We start from the raw sequence: 13,203 nt of genomic DNA, 5'->3' as shown, positions 1-13,203 counted from the left end.
ACTGAGCAGCTGCGACTGATGGCCGTGCACGCCCACCCCGACGACGAGTCGAGCAAGGGCGCGGCCACCATGGCCAAGTACGTGTCCGAGGGGGTGGACGTGCACGTCGTGACCTGCACGGGCGGCGAGCGCGGCGACATCCTCAACCCCAAGCTCCAGGGCGACGCCTACATCCAGGAGAACATCCACGAGGTGCGCAGGAAGGAGATGGACGAGGCGCGCGAGATCCTGGGCGTCAAGCAGGACTGGCTCGGCTTCGTCGACTCCGGCCTGCCCGAGGGCGACCCGCTGCCGCCGCTCCCCGAGGGCTGCTTCGCCCTGCAGGACGTCGACAAGGCGGCCGGTGAGCTGGTCCGGCAGATCCGCTCGTTCCGTCCGCAGGTCATCACGACGTACGACGAGAACGGCGGGTACCCGCACCCCGACCACATCATGACCCACAAGATCTCGATGGTGGCCTTCGACGGCGCGGCGGACGCCGAGAAGTACCCCGAGTCGGAGTTCGGCCCGGTCTTCCAGCCGCAGAAGCTCTACTACAACCAGGGCTTCAACCGGCCGCGCACCGAGGCGCTGCACCACGCCATGATCGACCGCGGCCTGGAGTCGCCGTACGGGGACTGGCTCAAGCGCTGGGACGAGTTCGGGCGGGTCGAGCGCACCCTGACCACGCATGTGCCGTGCGCCGACTTCTTCGAGATCCGCGACAAGGCCCTGATCGCGCACGCCACGCAGATCGACCCCGACGGCGGCTGGTTCCGCGTCCCGATGGAGATCCAGAAGGAGGTCTGGCCCACGGAGGAGTACGAGCTCGCGAAGTCGCTCGTCGATACTTCCCTCCCCGAGGACGACCTCTTTGCGGGCATCCGCGACAATGCCTAGCGTGAACGCACATCTGGCAATGACGCATCTCGTCCCTCTCGCCAAGGAGGTCGACGACGACAAGGTGACTCCCGGCGTGCTCGGCTTCATCGTCTTCGCGGTGATGGCCCTGGCCGTCTGGGGCCTGATGAAGTCGATGAACAAGCACATGCGGAAGGTCGACTTCAAGGAGCCCGAGACCTCGGAGAAGGAGCCCGTCTCCCAGGAGAAGTAGCCACCGCCCCCTCCTGCCTGCCGCCCCCGGTCGATCCCCCCTTCCACCGTCCTCCCCGGTCGCTCCCGCCGCCCCGCGAGCGCACGATGGAGACAGCGGAGCCGGTGCCGGCACGGGCCGGCGGATCCGGAACTCCGGACGAGGCGAGTCGGAAGGGGGTGCGACGCCATGTCCCGGTACATGGACGTCCACCACGGGATGGCGGGGATCACCGCCGAGCAGCTCAAGCAGGCCCACCAGGCGGACCTCGCCATCGAGAAGGACGAGGGCGTGCACTTCGAGAAGGCCTGGGCCGACCCGGAGTCGGGCACGATCTACTGCCTCTCCGAGGCCCCGTCGGCCGACGCGGTCCAGCGCGTCCACGAACGCGCCGGGCACCGCGCCGACGAGGTGCACGAGGTGCCCCTGAGCGTCTGAGCGGGGCCGTGCCGCGGGATCAGCTCGGCTGCGGCACGTCCACGCCCATCACCTCCCGCGCGTGCCGGTTCGGCACCATGCCCAGGCGCCAGGCCTGCCAGCCCGTCTCCAGGTCGGCGCCGCGCTCCAGGAGCAGGCCGTACGCCTCGACGTAGTCCGTGAGCTTGCCGTCGCGCGTCGGGTGGTCGGCGCGGGCGAGCTGGCTGAGTTCCTCCTGGGCGACCGCCGTGCCGATCTCCCAGCCGCCCGGCGACCCGTACGGCAGCAGGGTGCAGCGCAAAAAGCGCGCCCAGTCGCCGCCGCGCCGGTCCCCGTAGGAGTCGAAGAGCCCGATGGCCTCGTCGCACAGGGCCAGCGCCTGCTGGGCCCGCGTGTTGCCCGCGTCCACGACCGCGAGCTCCAGACAGGTCCAGGCCTCGCCGTGCGCGACACCGATGCGCTGGAAGTCGGCGCGGGCGTCCACCAGGAGCTGGCGGGCGAAACCGGAGTTGCGCAGCGAGCCGGTCTGCGCGGCGCGCTGGTCGCGGGTGACGCGCGCCGAGTGGTGCCGGGCGCACGCCAGGCCGTACACGTCCCGCATCCGGGAGAACATCGTGCGGGCCCGCTCCAGGTCGCGCACCGCGTCGTCGAGGTCGCCGGTCTCCTCCAGGGCCTGACCGAGGTAGTACAGGGACCACGCCTCGCCGCGCGCATCGTCGTTGTCGCGGTGCCGGGACACCGCCTGGCGCAGGCCGTCCACCGCGGGGGACGGGTCGCCGTCCACGAGCCTGGCCCGCGCCAGCTGGGTGAGGGCCCAGGCCTCGCCGCGCGCGTCGTGGGTACGGCCGTACAGGTCGAGGGCGTCCCGCAGTTCCTGCTCCGCGCGCGGTACGTCGCCCATCCGCAGGCAGAGCTGGCCGAGCTGGAAGTGCGTCCAGGCCTCGCCGTGCACCGAACCGCTGTCGCGGTGCAGGGCGAGCGCGGTGCGCAGCATGTCCAGGGCGTGCGCCAGGTGGGCGCGGTCCCGCTCGACGGCCGCGAGCGCGTGCAGCGTCCACGCGCGGTCGCCGGCCAGCTCCTCGGCGGTCTGCAGCTCCAGCGCCTCGGTGAGCCGGGCCGCGGCCTCCGTCAGGTTGCCCTGGTGGTGCAGGGTGATGCCGAGGGAGCCGAGCGCGCGGGCGGCGGCCGCGTCCTGGTGGGCCTCGAAGTACAGGTCGACGACGGAGTTCAGCGTCGTACGGGACTGGTCGAGCTCGCCGAGCTGGCGGGCCGCGATGCCGGTGCGCCACTGGACGCTGCGGCCGAGCAGCCCCTGGTCGATGGCCTGGGTGAGTTCGTTGATCTCACCGAGGCGGTAGAGGTCGCCGCGCAGCAGGCAGTAGTCGCACAGGGCGCCCAGGAGGTTGAGGACCGCCCGCTGGTCGACGCCCTCCGCGTGCCGCAGCGCCGCCGTGATGAACGTCGACTCGTCGTCCAGCCAGCGCAGCGCCGCGTCGAGGGAGGTGAAGCCGTGCTGCCCGAACTGATCGGCCCGCGTGGACGTCTTGCCGTCGACCAGCCGGATCACCGTGTCGGCGAGCTCGCCGTAGCTGGCGATGAGGCGCTCCTGCGCGGCCGTCCGCTCGGCGGGTTCCTCCTCGTCGAGGAGCCGGGCGCGGGCGAAGGACCGTACGAGATCGTGCAGACGGTAGCGGCTGGCCGAGGGCGACGCGGCGTCCGTGTGCCCGCGGGGCCTCGGCCGGTCGACCAGGCCCGCGCGGGACAGCGCGGTGAGCTGCCGGGCCGCCTCCTGTTCGTCCGTGCCGAGCAGCGCCGCGGCGGCGGACGTGCCGAGCGAGGCGCGCCCGGCGAGCGCGAGGCGGCGCAGCAGCCGCCGGGCCGGCTCCGACTGGTCGCTGTAGCGCAGCCACAGGACCCGCTCGACGTGGCCGACCTTCTCTGCGGGCCCGTAGGCCGCGAGGTCGGCGGCGAGCGTGCGCGGTGTGCGCGGCCCGAGCGCGGAGCCCGCGGCGCGCAGCGCCAGCGGCAGCCCGCCGCACAACTCCCGTACGGCGTCGCCGGATTCGGCGTCGTAGGGCCCGGAGAGGTCCTCAGCGGCCTCCCGCAGCAGCTGCTCCGCGGCGGCCTCGTCCAGCGCCTCGACCGGCAGCAGGTGGACCCAGGCGGGCAGGTCGTCGGGGAGTTCGAGGGGCTCGCGGGCGGTGACCAGGACGAGACTGTCGGAGCGCTCCGGGATCAGCGTGCGGATCTGCTCGATGTCGCCGGCGTCGTCGAGCACGATGGTGACCGGCAGGCCGGTCAGATACTGGTGGTAGAGCTCGCTGAGCCGCTTGACCTGCTGCTCGGGCGAGGAACGCTCCCGGAACAGCAGCTGCTCGCGCGGGGCGCCCAGTCGGTTCAGCAGATGCAGCAGGGCGTCCCGGGTGGACAGCGGGGTGTCCTCGGGGGCGGCGCCGCGCAGATCCACGACGCACGCGCCGCGGAACTGGTCCCGCAGATCGTGCGCGGCCCGCACCGCGAGCGAGGTGCGGCCCGAGCCCGGCACGCCGTGCAGCACGACGACGGTGGGCCGGGTGTCGGTGCTGGCGCGCGCCGCGTGCACCCACTGCGCGATCCGGCCGAGCTCCGCCCGCCGGCCGACGAACGGCGCGGCGGTCTCCGGGAGTTGGGTGAAGGACTGCTGCAGTACGTTGCGCCGGCGCGCGGCCGCGCTCTTGTCCGTGCCGCGCAACTGGGGCGCGGACTTGCTCGCCGACCGTGTGCCGGTGGAGGCGGCGAGGACGCGCTGCTGGTCGAGAAAGGGCCGGATGCCGCGCACCTCAAGGGCCGTCAGCCACTGCAGCCGCAGCTGCTCGGCGCCGCCCGGTCGGCTCAGCTCGCCCGCGCGCCGGCTGGCGGCCGGGACGTGCGAGGCCGTCACCTTCAGGACGGTCGCCGCGGCGCCCGCCACCGCGACGACCACGCCGGTGCCGAGTGCGGTGCCCGCGCTGGTGCCGAACGACAGATCGGACACGCCGGCCGCGAGCGCGGCAACCGCCGCCACCAGTAAGGGAGTTCCGGCCCCCTCGCGGGCGAAGCGCTGCCCGAAGGTGAGCTGCCCCGCCTGCGCCGCGTCCAGCGCCCCCGTGTACGTCGCGTACTCCTCGGCCGCCGTCTGCGCCATGGCGTCCAGCGCGCCGCGCGCCCGCGAGAGCAGTACGCCCCCGTCGACGCGCCCACCCGAACGCCGCACCTCCTCCTCGACGGCCCGCACCAACAGCCCCTCGGCCTCGGCCCGATGGCTGTCCCGCATATGGCTCCCCCTCCGAGATCAACGGTTCCCCTGCGGTGCCAAGTGTCCTGCGGACGGGGCGCGGGCGCGAGGGCGTCCGTGGATCGGGGGGTGGTGTGCGCGAGGATGGGGGTATGGCGAACCGACTGGCCCATGAGACGTCCCCCTACCTCCTGCAGCACGCCGACAACCCCGTCGACTGGTGGCCCTGGTCGGCCGAGGCCTTCGACGCGGCGCGTGAGCGGGGTGTGCCGGTGCTGCTCAGCGTCGGATACAGCAGCTGTCACTGGTGCCACGTCATGGCCCACGAGTCCTTCGAGGACGCCGCGACGGCCGCGCTCATGAACGAGAAGTTCGTGAACATCAAGGTCGACCGCGAGGAGCGGCCCGACGTCGACGCCGTCTACATGGAGGCCGTGCAGGCCGCGACGGGGCAGGGCGGGTGGCCCATGACCGTCTTCCTCACCGCCGACGCCGAGCCGTTCTACTTCGGCACGTACTTCCCGCCGGAGCCCCGCCACGGCATGCCCTCCTTCGCTCAGGTCCTGGACGGCGTGCACCGGGCGTGGACGGACCGGCGCGGCGAGGTCGCCGAGGTCGCGGGCAAGATCGTGCGTGACCTCGGGGAGCGGCAGCTCACCCACAACACCGACGAGCGGCCCGGCGAGGACGAGCTGGCGCAGGCGCTGCTCGGTCTGACCCGCGACTACGACGCGGCGCACGGCGGCTTCGGCGGCGCGCCCAAGTTCCCGCCGTCCATGGCGGTCGAGTTCCTGCTGCGGCACTACGCCCGCACCGGCGCCGAGGGCGCCCTGCAGATGGCCGCCGACACCTGCGAGCGGATGGCCCGCGGCGGCATCTACGACCAGCTCGGCGGCGGCTTCGCGCGCTACTCCGTGGACCGCGAGTGGACCGTGCCGCACTTCGAGAAGATGCTCTACGACAACGCGCTGCTGTGCCGCGCTTACGCCCACCTGTGGCGGGCCACCGGATCGGACCTCGCCCGGCGCGTCGCCCTGGAGACCGCGGACTTCATGGTCCGTGAACTGCGCACGAACGAGGGCGGGTTCGCCTCCGCGCTCGACGCGGACAGCGAGGACCCGGCGACCGGCGAGCACGTCGAGGGCGCGTACTACGTGTGGACGCCGCAGCAGTTGCGGGAGGTCCTCGGCGAGGACGACGCGGAGCTCGCGATGGACTGCTTCGGCGTGACGGAGGAGGGCACCTTCGAGAAGGGTGCCTCCGTGCTGCGGCTGCCGGGGTCGGAGGGCCCCACGGCGGACGCCGCACGGCTCTCGGCGATCCGCGAGCGGCTCCTCGCGGCGCGCGCGGAGCGGCCCGCGCCGGGGCGGGACGACAAGGTGGTCGCCGCGTGGAACGGCCTCGCGGTCGCCGCGCTCGCCGAGGTCGGCGCGTACTTCGACCGGCCGGACCTGATCGCGGCCGCGGTCGGCGCGGGCGACCTCCTCGTACGGCTCCACATGGACGAGCGCGCGCGGCTCGCCCGCACCTCCAAGGACGGCCGGGCCGGCGCCAACGCGGGGGTCCTGGAGGACTACGCCGACGTCGCCGAGGGCTTCCTCGCGCTCGCCTCGGTGACCGGCGAGGGCGTGTGGCTGGAGTTCGCGGGCTTCCTCCTCGACCACGTCCTGGCGCAGTTCGTGGACGCGGAGAGCGGCGCGTTGTACGACACGGCGACCGACGCGGAGCGGCTCATCCGCCGCCCGCAGGACCCCACGGACAACGCGGCGCCCTCCGGCTGGACGGCGGCCGCGGGCGCGCTCCTGTCGTACGCCGCCCAGACGGGCGCCGCCCCGCACCGCACCGCGGCGGAGCGGGCGCTCGGCATCGTCAAGGCGCTCGGCCCGCGCGTGCCGCGCTTCATCGGCCACGGCCTCGCCGTCGCGGAGGCGGCGCTCGACGGCCCCCGCGAGGTCGCGGTGGTCGGCGAGGTCCTGGGCGACCTGCACCGCACGGCGCTCCTGGGCACGGCACCGGGCGCGGTGGTCGCGGCGGGCCCGGAGGGCGGCGAAGAACTCCCGCTCCTCGCCGACCGGCCGCTGGTCGAGGGGCGCCCGGCGGCGTATGTCTGCCGCAACTTCGTCTGCGACGCGCCCACCACGGACCCGGCGGTGCTCGCGGGATTGCTTTCCTAGGCAGGCGCGGAAGGGGGTGCCGGGCGATTACCCGCGAGGTAATCGCCCCGGCCGGCCCGCGCCGGAGAGACTGCGGTTCTGCCCGCGCCGCCCGGACGCGGGCCGGGACCGAGAGGCCAGCCATGTCCGCCGCCGCACCTGAGCACACCCGTACCGTCGTCGAGGAACTGCTGCGGCGGATCGGCGAGGGCGACCCCGAGCGCATCGCCGAGCTGTACGCCGAGCGGGGCGACTGGAAGCTCGACTGGCCGGAGTCCGAGCACGGCCGAGCGGCCACACCGTGGATCCGGCACCGGACCACCAGGGCCGACGCTGCCGCGCACTACCGCGAGCTCACCGAGCACCACGTGCCGCAGGAGGCGGCGACCGAGATCGAGTGCGTCCTCGTCGACGGTTCCCACGCGGTGGTGCTCGGCGAGATCCGCCAGACCGCCCGCGCCACCGGACGCGCCTACCGGGCCCGATTCGCCCTGCATCTCACGGTCGAGGGCGGGCTCGTCACTCGCCACCACGTCTATGAGGACAGCTTGGCGGTGGCTCAGGCGTTCGCGTCGGAGGGTGCGGCCGCCGCGGCGTAGGAGCCGCCGAACTCCGCCACCGCCCCCTCCACGATCGCCTCAAGCCGGTCGTGGTGGGCGCCCCGCCAGAACACGCGGTCGCAGGACCCGCACTGCGCGAACACGTCGTACGTGCCGCGGGTGCCGCCCTCCAAGAGGTCCGCCACCTCGTCCTTCGTGGCGGCGCGCAGCGTGCCGTTGCAGGCGCTGCAGCGGGTCCAGGGGCGCAGTTCGGGGGCGAACCGGCCGAGGACGTCGCGGAGTTGGTCGTCGGGGCGGTCGCTGTAGACGTACGCGCCCGCCCACAGCTCGCGGCGGCGCAGCAGGCCCCGGTCGCGGCTGAGCAGGACGCGCCGTTCGGCGGCCGAGCGGGCGGCGAGGGCCGGGTCGCCGATGTCGGTGCTCTCGTACGCCGCGTCGACGCCGAGCAGCCGCAGCCGGCGGGCGAGCGTGCCGAGGTGGACGTCGAGGAGGAAGCGGAGCGGGGCGCCCGGCACCCGCTGCGGGCGCGGGACCGCGCGGACGGTGACGTGCTCGCCCGCCGCGGGGACGTGGGCGGCGGGGACCTCGCCGCCGTCCACCACCAGCGCGCCGACCTCGGTGAGCGGGACGCCCAGCGACTCGACGACGTGCCCGAGCGTGGACGCGCCGTCCGTCACCGCGGTGGTGGGGCCGCCCCGGCGCTCGTGCGGGACGAAAATCCCCAGTTCGGGGGCGAATTCGACGAGGATCTGCGGACCGTTCATGCCGTCAGGATGGCATGACGGGGCCGGTGTCACCGGAGATTTTCGTGCCCGCGAAGCCGCCCGCCAGCATGTCGAGGGTCCGGTCCACGAGGGCGGGCAGGTCGTCTCGGTGGTCGTGCTCCGCCCAGTACGCCGCGGTCTCGGTGAGCGCGCCGATCAGGGCCATGGAGAAGGCCCGCACCTCCAGGCCGTCGGGGTCGCGGCCGGTGCGCTCGGCGATGACGCGGCACACGATGCGGCCGGTGACCGACATGCTCTCCAGCATCCGCGCCCGCACGGCGGGCACCTCGATCATCAGCTTCGTCCGCAGCCGCGAGACCTCGGGCTCCTCCGCGAAGCCGAGGCCCACGGCCCGCCGCAGCACGTGCCGCAGCGACTCCACGATCGGTTCGTCGGCCGGCCGCGCCCGCAACTCGCTCTCCATGAGCGGGTCGTACTCGTCGGTGAGGACGATGTCCTCCTTGGTCGGGAAGTAGCGGAAGACCGTGGACGGGGAGACCTCCGCGGCCTCCGCGATCTGCTCGACGGTCGTCCCCTCGTACCCCTGCTCCCGGATCAGCCGGTACGTGGCGTCCCGGATGGCGAGGCGGGTCTTGAGCTTCTTCCGCTCACGCAGTCCCAGGGGAGGCGTGGCGGTGGGAGCGGGGGTACGTGCGGCCGTCATGCGGCTCATTGTCGGTCATCGGTACGGGCCTTGCCCAGGTCAGGCAGGTCCGCGAGCGCGTCGTCGCGCGGGGGCGCCGCCTCCTCCCGCCGCGGCAGCAGGGCGGCCACGAGCAGCTCCGTCACCAGGGCGGCGACGCCGCTGACCAGGAGCACGAGGTCCATGCCGTGGAGGTACGCGGCGTCCGCGGAGCCGGCCAGGCGCGGCGAGCCCAGCCGGTCGGCGACACCGTGGGCGGCGACCACGGAGTCCCCGGCCGCGTCGGCCGCCGGGCCGGGCAGCCCGCGCGTGTCGATCCGGTCCGCGTAGGCGCCGGCGAGGAGCGAGCCGAGCAGCGCGATCCCGAGGGCGCTGCCCACCTGTCGTACCGTCATCAGCAGGCCCGTGCCGGAGCCCGCGCGCTCCACGGGCAGGGCGCCGAGCGCCGAGTCCATGGCGGGTACGACGGCGAAGCCGAAGCCGAGGCCGGCCACCGAGAGCCACAGCGCGGTGTGGCCGTAGCCGCTGTGGACGTCGGTGCGGCTGCCGAGGATCGCGGCGAAGGCGAGCACGACGAGTCCGCCGCTGATCACCGCGCGCGGCCCGAAGCGCCGTACGACGGGTTCGGCGCCCTTCGCTGCCACCAGGAGGCCGCCCATCATCGGCAGCATCCGCACGCCGGTGCCGAAGGCGTCGTTGCCGAGGACGGCCTGGAGGTACTGCGGCAGCACGAAGAGCAGGCCCGAGAGCACGAACAGCACCAGGGTCGACGCCATCGTGTTGAGGAAGAAGGCGCGGTCGCGCAGCAGCGTCATGTCGAGCATCGGACGCACCATGCGCCGCTCGCGCAGCACGAGGGCGGCGACGAGGACGACCGCGCCGGCGAGCATCGCGATCACGAGGGGGTCGCCCCAGCCGCGGACGGGGGCCTCGATGATGCCGTAGATCAGCGCGCCGAGCGCGGAGGCGGCCGAGACGAGCCCGACGGCCTTGGTCCGCTCGCCCGGCCCGAACAGCGCGGGGACGACGGCGAGGGCGAGCGGCATGACGAACGCGCCGCCCAGCCCCATGGGGGCGCGGGCCGCGACGACGAGGGCCCCGACGAGCGAGCCCGCGAGGAAGATCCCGAGCCCGGCCATCAACATCCTGCGCCGCCCGAACCGGTCGCCGAGCGGCAGGACCCCCGTCACTGCGGCAGGACCCCCGTCACTGGTGGGTGCTGGGCGCCCTGGTCGCGAGCTGCTCGTGCCCGGTTTCGACTTCTCGATCCTCGACGTCGCGCTGCCGACGACGGCCCGGCAACTGGGCGCGGGCCCCGGTGGGCAGCAATGGATGGCGGACGCCTGCGTCATGGTCTTCGCCACGCTGATGCTCCCGGCCGGACAGGCACGCAGAAGTGGCCGCGGCTGAAAGAGCCGCGGCCACGGAAGGAGACCGGAGGAGACGGAGCGGCGGGTCAGCCGTGGCGGTAGGCCACCAGGGAGATGCCCACGTAGTGCGCGACGAAGGCCGCCAGGGTCAGCGAGTGGAAGACCTCGTGGAAGCCGAAGAAGCGGGGGGAGGGGTTGGGGCGCTTGAGGCCGTAGATCACGCCGCCCGCGCTGTAGAGCAACCCGCCGACGACGACCAGGACGAGCACCGCGACGCCGCCCGCGCGCATGAAGTCCGGCAGGAAGAAGACCGCGGCCCAGCCCATCGCGATGTAGCACGGGGTGTAGAGCCAGCGGGGCGCGCCGACCCAGAAGACGCGGAAGGCGATGCCCGCGAGGGCGGCGCCCCAGATGCCCCAGAGCAGCCACTGTCCCTTCGCCTCGGGAAGCAGCAGCATCGTCAGCGGCGTGTAGGTGCCCGCGATGATCAGGAAGATGTTCGAGTGGTCCAGGCGGCGCAGGATGCGGTCCGCTCTGGGGCCCCAGTCGCCCCGGTGGTACAGCGCGCTCACGCCGAACAGCAGACAGGCGGTCAGGGCGAAGATGCCGCAGGCGAGCCGGCCGCGCGGCGTGTCCGCGAGCGCGGTGAGCACCAGTCCGGCGATCACCACCGCGGGGAACATGCCGGCGTGCAGCCAGCCGCGCATCTTCGGTTTGACGGGGAGCGGCATCTCGTCCGGGGACGGGACGATCGAGGGGTTGTCCGCGGGCTGCGAGCTCGCTGCGGGGACAGGGGCGGTCATCCCGGCATCGTACCTACGGGCCCGTAAGTCACGCATCAAGTGAGCGGACGCGCACCCGGGCCGGCGAGTGGTGGATCAAGCGGGCGGACCGGGGCCGTCGTACCCGTACCCGTACAAGTGGCGATGCTCACGCCGCTCAGGTGTGAAGCCCTCTGGACAGATGGGCAAACGCGTCGGATGATCAAATGAGTGCGGTCGGCACCGGATGAGCGCCAAAGTTCGTACACGTGAAGCGTCCGGGTCGCAGCCCCCACGGGGCATACATCCCAAAAACCCCTCGATTAGGAGCAATCGTGGCGCGCGACATCGCGGCTCCCCTGTCCCTGGGCACTGCCCCGACCAACCACCGGGAGCTCGCCTCCTGGGTCGACGAGATCGCCGAACTGACGCAGCCGGACCGGGTGGTCTGGTGCGACGGATCCGAGGCCGAGTACGAGCGCCTGTGCGAGGAGCTCGTCGCCAAGGGGACGTTCAAGAAGCTCGACCCGATCAAGCGGCCCAACTCGTACTACGCGGCCTCCGACCCCACCGACGTCGCGCGCGTCGAGGACCGCACCTTCATCTGCTCCGCGAAGGAGGAGGACGCGGGCCCGACCAACCACTGGAAGGACCCCGCCGAGATGCGGGAGATCTTCGCCGGCGAGAAGGGCGTCTTCCGCGGCTCGATGCGCGGCCGCACCATGTACGTCGTGCCCTTCTGCATGGGCCCGCTCGGCTCCCCGCTCTCCGCGATCGGCGTCGAGATCACCGACTCCGCGTACGTCGCCGTGTCCATGCGCACGATGACCCGCATGGGCCGGGCCGTCCTGGACGAGCTCGGCGAGGACGGCTTCTTCGTGAAGGCCGTCCACACGCTCGGCGCCCCGCTCGAAGCGGGCGAGGCCGACGTGCCGTGGCCCTGCAACTCCACCAAGTACATCTCGCACTTCCCCGAGGACCGCGAGATCTGGTCGTACGGCTCGGGCTACGGCGGCAACGCCCTGCTCGGCAAGAAGTGCTACGCCCTGCGCATCGCCTCCGTCATGGCCCGCGACGAGGGCTGGCTCGCCGAGCACATGCTGATCCTGAAGCTCACGCCCCCGAAGGGCGAGAGCAAGTACGTCGCCGCCGCCTTCCCGAGCGCCTGCGGCAAGACCAACCTCGCGATGCTGGAGCCGACGGTCCGCGGCTGGACCGTGGAGACCATCGGCGACGACATCGCCTGGATGCGCTTCGGCGAGGACGGTCGGCTCTACGCGATCAACCCCGAGGCCGGCTTCTTCGGCGTCGCGCCCGGCACCGGCGAGCACACCAACGCCAACGCCATGAAGACCCTGTGGGGCAACTCGGTCTTCACCAACGTCGCGCTCACCGACGACAACGACGTCTGGTGGGAGGGCATGACGGAGGAGACTCCGGCCCACCTCACCGACTGGAAGGGCAACGACTGGACCCCCGAGTCCGGCGTCCCTGCGGCCCACCCCAACGCCCGCTTCACCACGCCCGCCTCGCAGTGCCCGATCATCGCGCCCGAGTGGGAGGACCCCAAGGGCGTGCCGATCTCGGCGATCCTCTTCGGCGGCCGGCGCGCGAGCGCGGTGCCGCTGGTGACCGAGTCCTTCGACTGGCAGCACGGCGTCTTCCTCGGCGCGAACGTGGCGAGCGAGAAGACCGCGGCGGCCGAGGGCAAGGTCGGCGAGCTGCGCCGCGACCCGTTCGCGATGCTGCCGTTCTGCGGCTACAACATGGGCGACTACATGGCCCACTGGGTCAAGGTCGGCGCCGACAAGGACCAGTCCAAGCTCCCGAAGATCTACTACGTGAACTGGTTCCGGAAGAACGCGGACGGCAAGTTCGTGTGGCCCGGCTTCGGTGAGAACTCCCGCGTCCTGAAGTGGATCGTGGACCGCCTCGACGGCAAGGCCGACGGCGTCGAGACCCCCATCGGCATCCTGCCGACGGTCGACTCCCTGGACACCGAGGGCCTCGACCTGGCCAAGGACGACCTGGAGTTCCTGCTCACGGTCGACAAGGAGGTCTGGCGCGAGGAGGCCTCCCTGGTCCCCGAGCACCTCAACACCTTCGGCGACCACGCGCCCAAGGAACTGTGGGACGAGTACCGCGCGCTGGTACAGCGCCTGGGCTGACCTCGGCCGTTCCGCTTGGTAGGTGGCACCCGGTCCGTGGCC

The 13,203-nt window shown here is 72.9% G+C and carries 11 protein-coding genes and 1 pseudogene; 7 read left to right on the top strand and 5 right to left on the bottom strand.

Annotated features, from left to right (window positions below; genetic code table 11):
* Window positions 1-18: 18 nt before the first annotated feature.
* The 3 genes from mca to ACFYO9_RS03950 all read left to right on the top strand — a co-directional run bounded on the left by mca (window position 19) and on the right by ACFYO9_RS03950 (window position 1,510).
* Complete coding sequence (gene mca, locus ACFYO9_RS03960; RefSeq protein ID WP_355804189.1) at window positions 19-879, top strand: mycothiol conjugate amidase Mca; 861 nt, start codon at window positions 19-21, stop codon at window positions 877-879.
* Window positions 880-898: 19 nt separating this feature from the next.
* Window positions 899-1,093 carry a hypothetical protein gene (locus tag ACFYO9_RS03955; RefSeq protein WP_388666014.1) on the top strand — a complete coding sequence of 65 codons (195 nt, stop codon included), beginning with the start codon at window positions 899-901 and terminating at the stop codon, window positions 1,091-1,093.
* 168 nt (window positions 1,094-1,261) lie between these two features.
* Entirely contained in the window at window positions 1,262-1,510 is a 249-nt protein-coding gene (locus tag ACFYO9_RS03950) for an SCO4226 family nickel-binding protein (RefSeq protein WP_358777575.1), read from the top strand.
* 19 nt (window positions 1,511-1,529) lie between these two features.
* Here ACFYO9_RS03950 and ACFYO9_RS03945 read toward each other — a convergent pair whose 3' ends face one another.
* Entirely contained in the window at window positions 1,530-4,781 is a 3,252-nt protein-coding gene (locus ACFYO9_RS03945; protein ID WP_358777574.1) for a tetratricopeptide repeat protein, read from the bottom strand.
* 113 nt (window positions 4,782-4,894) lie between these two features.
* Here ACFYO9_RS03945 and ACFYO9_RS03940 point away from each other — a divergent pair, with 113 nt between their 5' ends.
* Window positions 4,895-6,916: a thioredoxin domain-containing protein gene (locus tag ACFYO9_RS03940; protein WP_358777573.1), complete on the top strand. Its 2,022-nt coding sequence runs from the start codon at window positions 4,895-4,897 to the stop codon at window positions 6,914-6,916.
* A gap of 122 nt (window positions 6,917-7,038) precedes the next feature.
* On the top strand, window positions 7,039-7,494 hold the full coding sequence (locus ACFYO9_RS03935; protein ID WP_358777572.1) for a nuclear transport factor 2 family protein: 456 nt from the start codon (window positions 7,039-7,041) through the stop codon (window positions 7,492-7,494).
* Here ACFYO9_RS03935 and ACFYO9_RS03930 read toward each other — a convergent pair.
* From ACFYO9_RS03930 to ACFYO9_RS03920, 3 genes are read right to left on the bottom strand one after another with little or no spacing between them, the layout of a single operon-like run.
* Window positions 7,455-8,219: a Mut7-C RNAse domain-containing protein gene (locus tag ACFYO9_RS03930; protein ID WP_358777571.1), complete on the bottom strand. Its 765-nt coding sequence runs from the start codon at window positions 8,217-8,219 to the stop codon at window positions 7,455-7,457. The two genes, ACFYO9_RS03935 and ACFYO9_RS03930, sit on opposite strands and share 40 nt — an antisense overlap.
* Window positions 8,220-8,223: 4 nt before the next feature.
* Window positions 8,224-8,892, bottom strand: coding sequence for a TetR family transcriptional regulator (locus ACFYO9_RS03925; RefSeq protein ID WP_358777570.1), 669 nt, complete (start codon window positions 8,890-8,892; stop codon window positions 8,224-8,226).
* Window positions 8,889-10,052 carry an MFS transporter gene (locus ACFYO9_RS03920; protein WP_388665941.1) on the bottom strand — a complete coding sequence of 388 codons (1,164 nt, stop codon included), beginning with the start codon at window positions 10,050-10,052 and terminating at the stop codon, window positions 8,889-8,891. The genes ACFYO9_RS03925 and ACFYO9_RS03920 overlap by 4 nt, the downstream gene beginning before the upstream one ends.
* Between ACFYO9_RS03920 and ACFYO9_RS03915 the strand changes: the two are divergent.
* Window positions 10,052-10,245: pseudogene (locus tag ACFYO9_RS03915) on the top strand (MFS transporter); the annotation flags it as partial. The gene ACFYO9_RS03920 and the pseudogene ACFYO9_RS03915 sit on opposite strands and share 1 nt — an antisense overlap.
* Window positions 10,246-10,318: 73 nt before the next feature.
* Here the strand turns inward: ACFYO9_RS03915 and ACFYO9_RS03910 are convergent.
* Window positions 10,319-11,035 carry a hemolysin III family protein gene (locus tag ACFYO9_RS03910; protein ID WP_358777569.1) on the bottom strand — a complete coding sequence of 239 codons (717 nt, stop codon included), beginning with the start codon at window positions 11,033-11,035 and terminating at the stop codon, window positions 10,319-10,321.
* 293 nt (window positions 11,036-11,328) lie between these two features.
* On the opposite strand from ACFYO9_RS03910, the gene ACFYO9_RS03905 reads away from it, so the two are divergent.
* The gene (locus ACFYO9_RS03905; protein WP_355803396.1) at window positions 11,329-13,161 is read left to right on the top strand and encodes a phosphoenolpyruvate carboxykinase (GTP); all 1,833 of its coding nucleotides are present in this window, start codon (window positions 11,329-11,331) and stop codon (window positions 13,159-13,161) included.
* The last annotated feature ends 42 nt before the right edge of the window (window positions 13,162-13,203 follow it).

It is taken from the genome of Streptomyces sp. NPDC005863 (assembly GCF_042871345.1).
In the GTDB taxonomy this organism is placed as follows: Bacteria; Actinomycetota; Actinomycetes; order Streptomycetales; family Streptomycetaceae; genus Streptomyces.
The sequence above is the reverse complement of the archived record's forward strand: the minus strand, read 5'-3'. Positions and strand labels throughout refer to the sequence as shown.

What these genes read in the sequence shown, in the direction of transcription:
- mca (WP_355804189.1), top strand. Translation starts at nt 19, where the DNA reads ATGGCCGTGCACGCCCACCCCGACGACGAGTCGAGCAAGGGCGCGGCC.
- ACFYO9_RS03955 (WP_388666014.1), top strand. Translation starts at nt 899, where the DNA reads ATGACGCATCTCGTCCCTCTCGCCAAGGAGGTCGACGACGACAAGGTG.
- ACFYO9_RS03950 (WP_358777575.1), top strand. Translation starts at nt 1,262, where the DNA reads ATGTCCCGGTACATGGACGTCCACCACGGGATGGCGGGGATCACCGCC.
- ACFYO9_RS03945 (WP_358777574.1), bottom strand. Translation starts at nt 4,781, where the DNA reads ATGCGGGACAGCCATCGGGCCGAGGCCGAGGGGCTGTTGGTGCGGGCC.
- ACFYO9_RS03940 (WP_358777573.1), top strand. Translation starts at nt 4,895, where the DNA reads ATGGCGAACCGACTGGCCCATGAGACGTCCCCCTACCTCCTGCAGCAC.
- ACFYO9_RS03935 (WP_358777572.1), top strand. Translation starts at nt 7,039, where the DNA reads ATGTCCGCCGCCGCACCTGAGCACACCCGTACCGTCGTCGAGGAACTG.
- ACFYO9_RS03930 (WP_358777571.1), bottom strand. Translation starts at nt 8,219, where the DNA reads ATGAACGGTCCGCAGATCCTCGTCGAATTCGCCCCCGAACTGGGGATT.
- ACFYO9_RS03925 (WP_358777570.1), bottom strand. Translation starts at nt 8,892, where the DNA reads ATGAGCCGCATGACGGCCGCACGTACCCCCGCTCCCACCGCCACGCCT.
- ACFYO9_RS03910 (WP_358777569.1), bottom strand. Translation starts at nt 11,035, where the DNA reads ATGACCGCCCCTGTCCCCGCAGCGAGCTCGCAGCCCGCGGACAACCCC.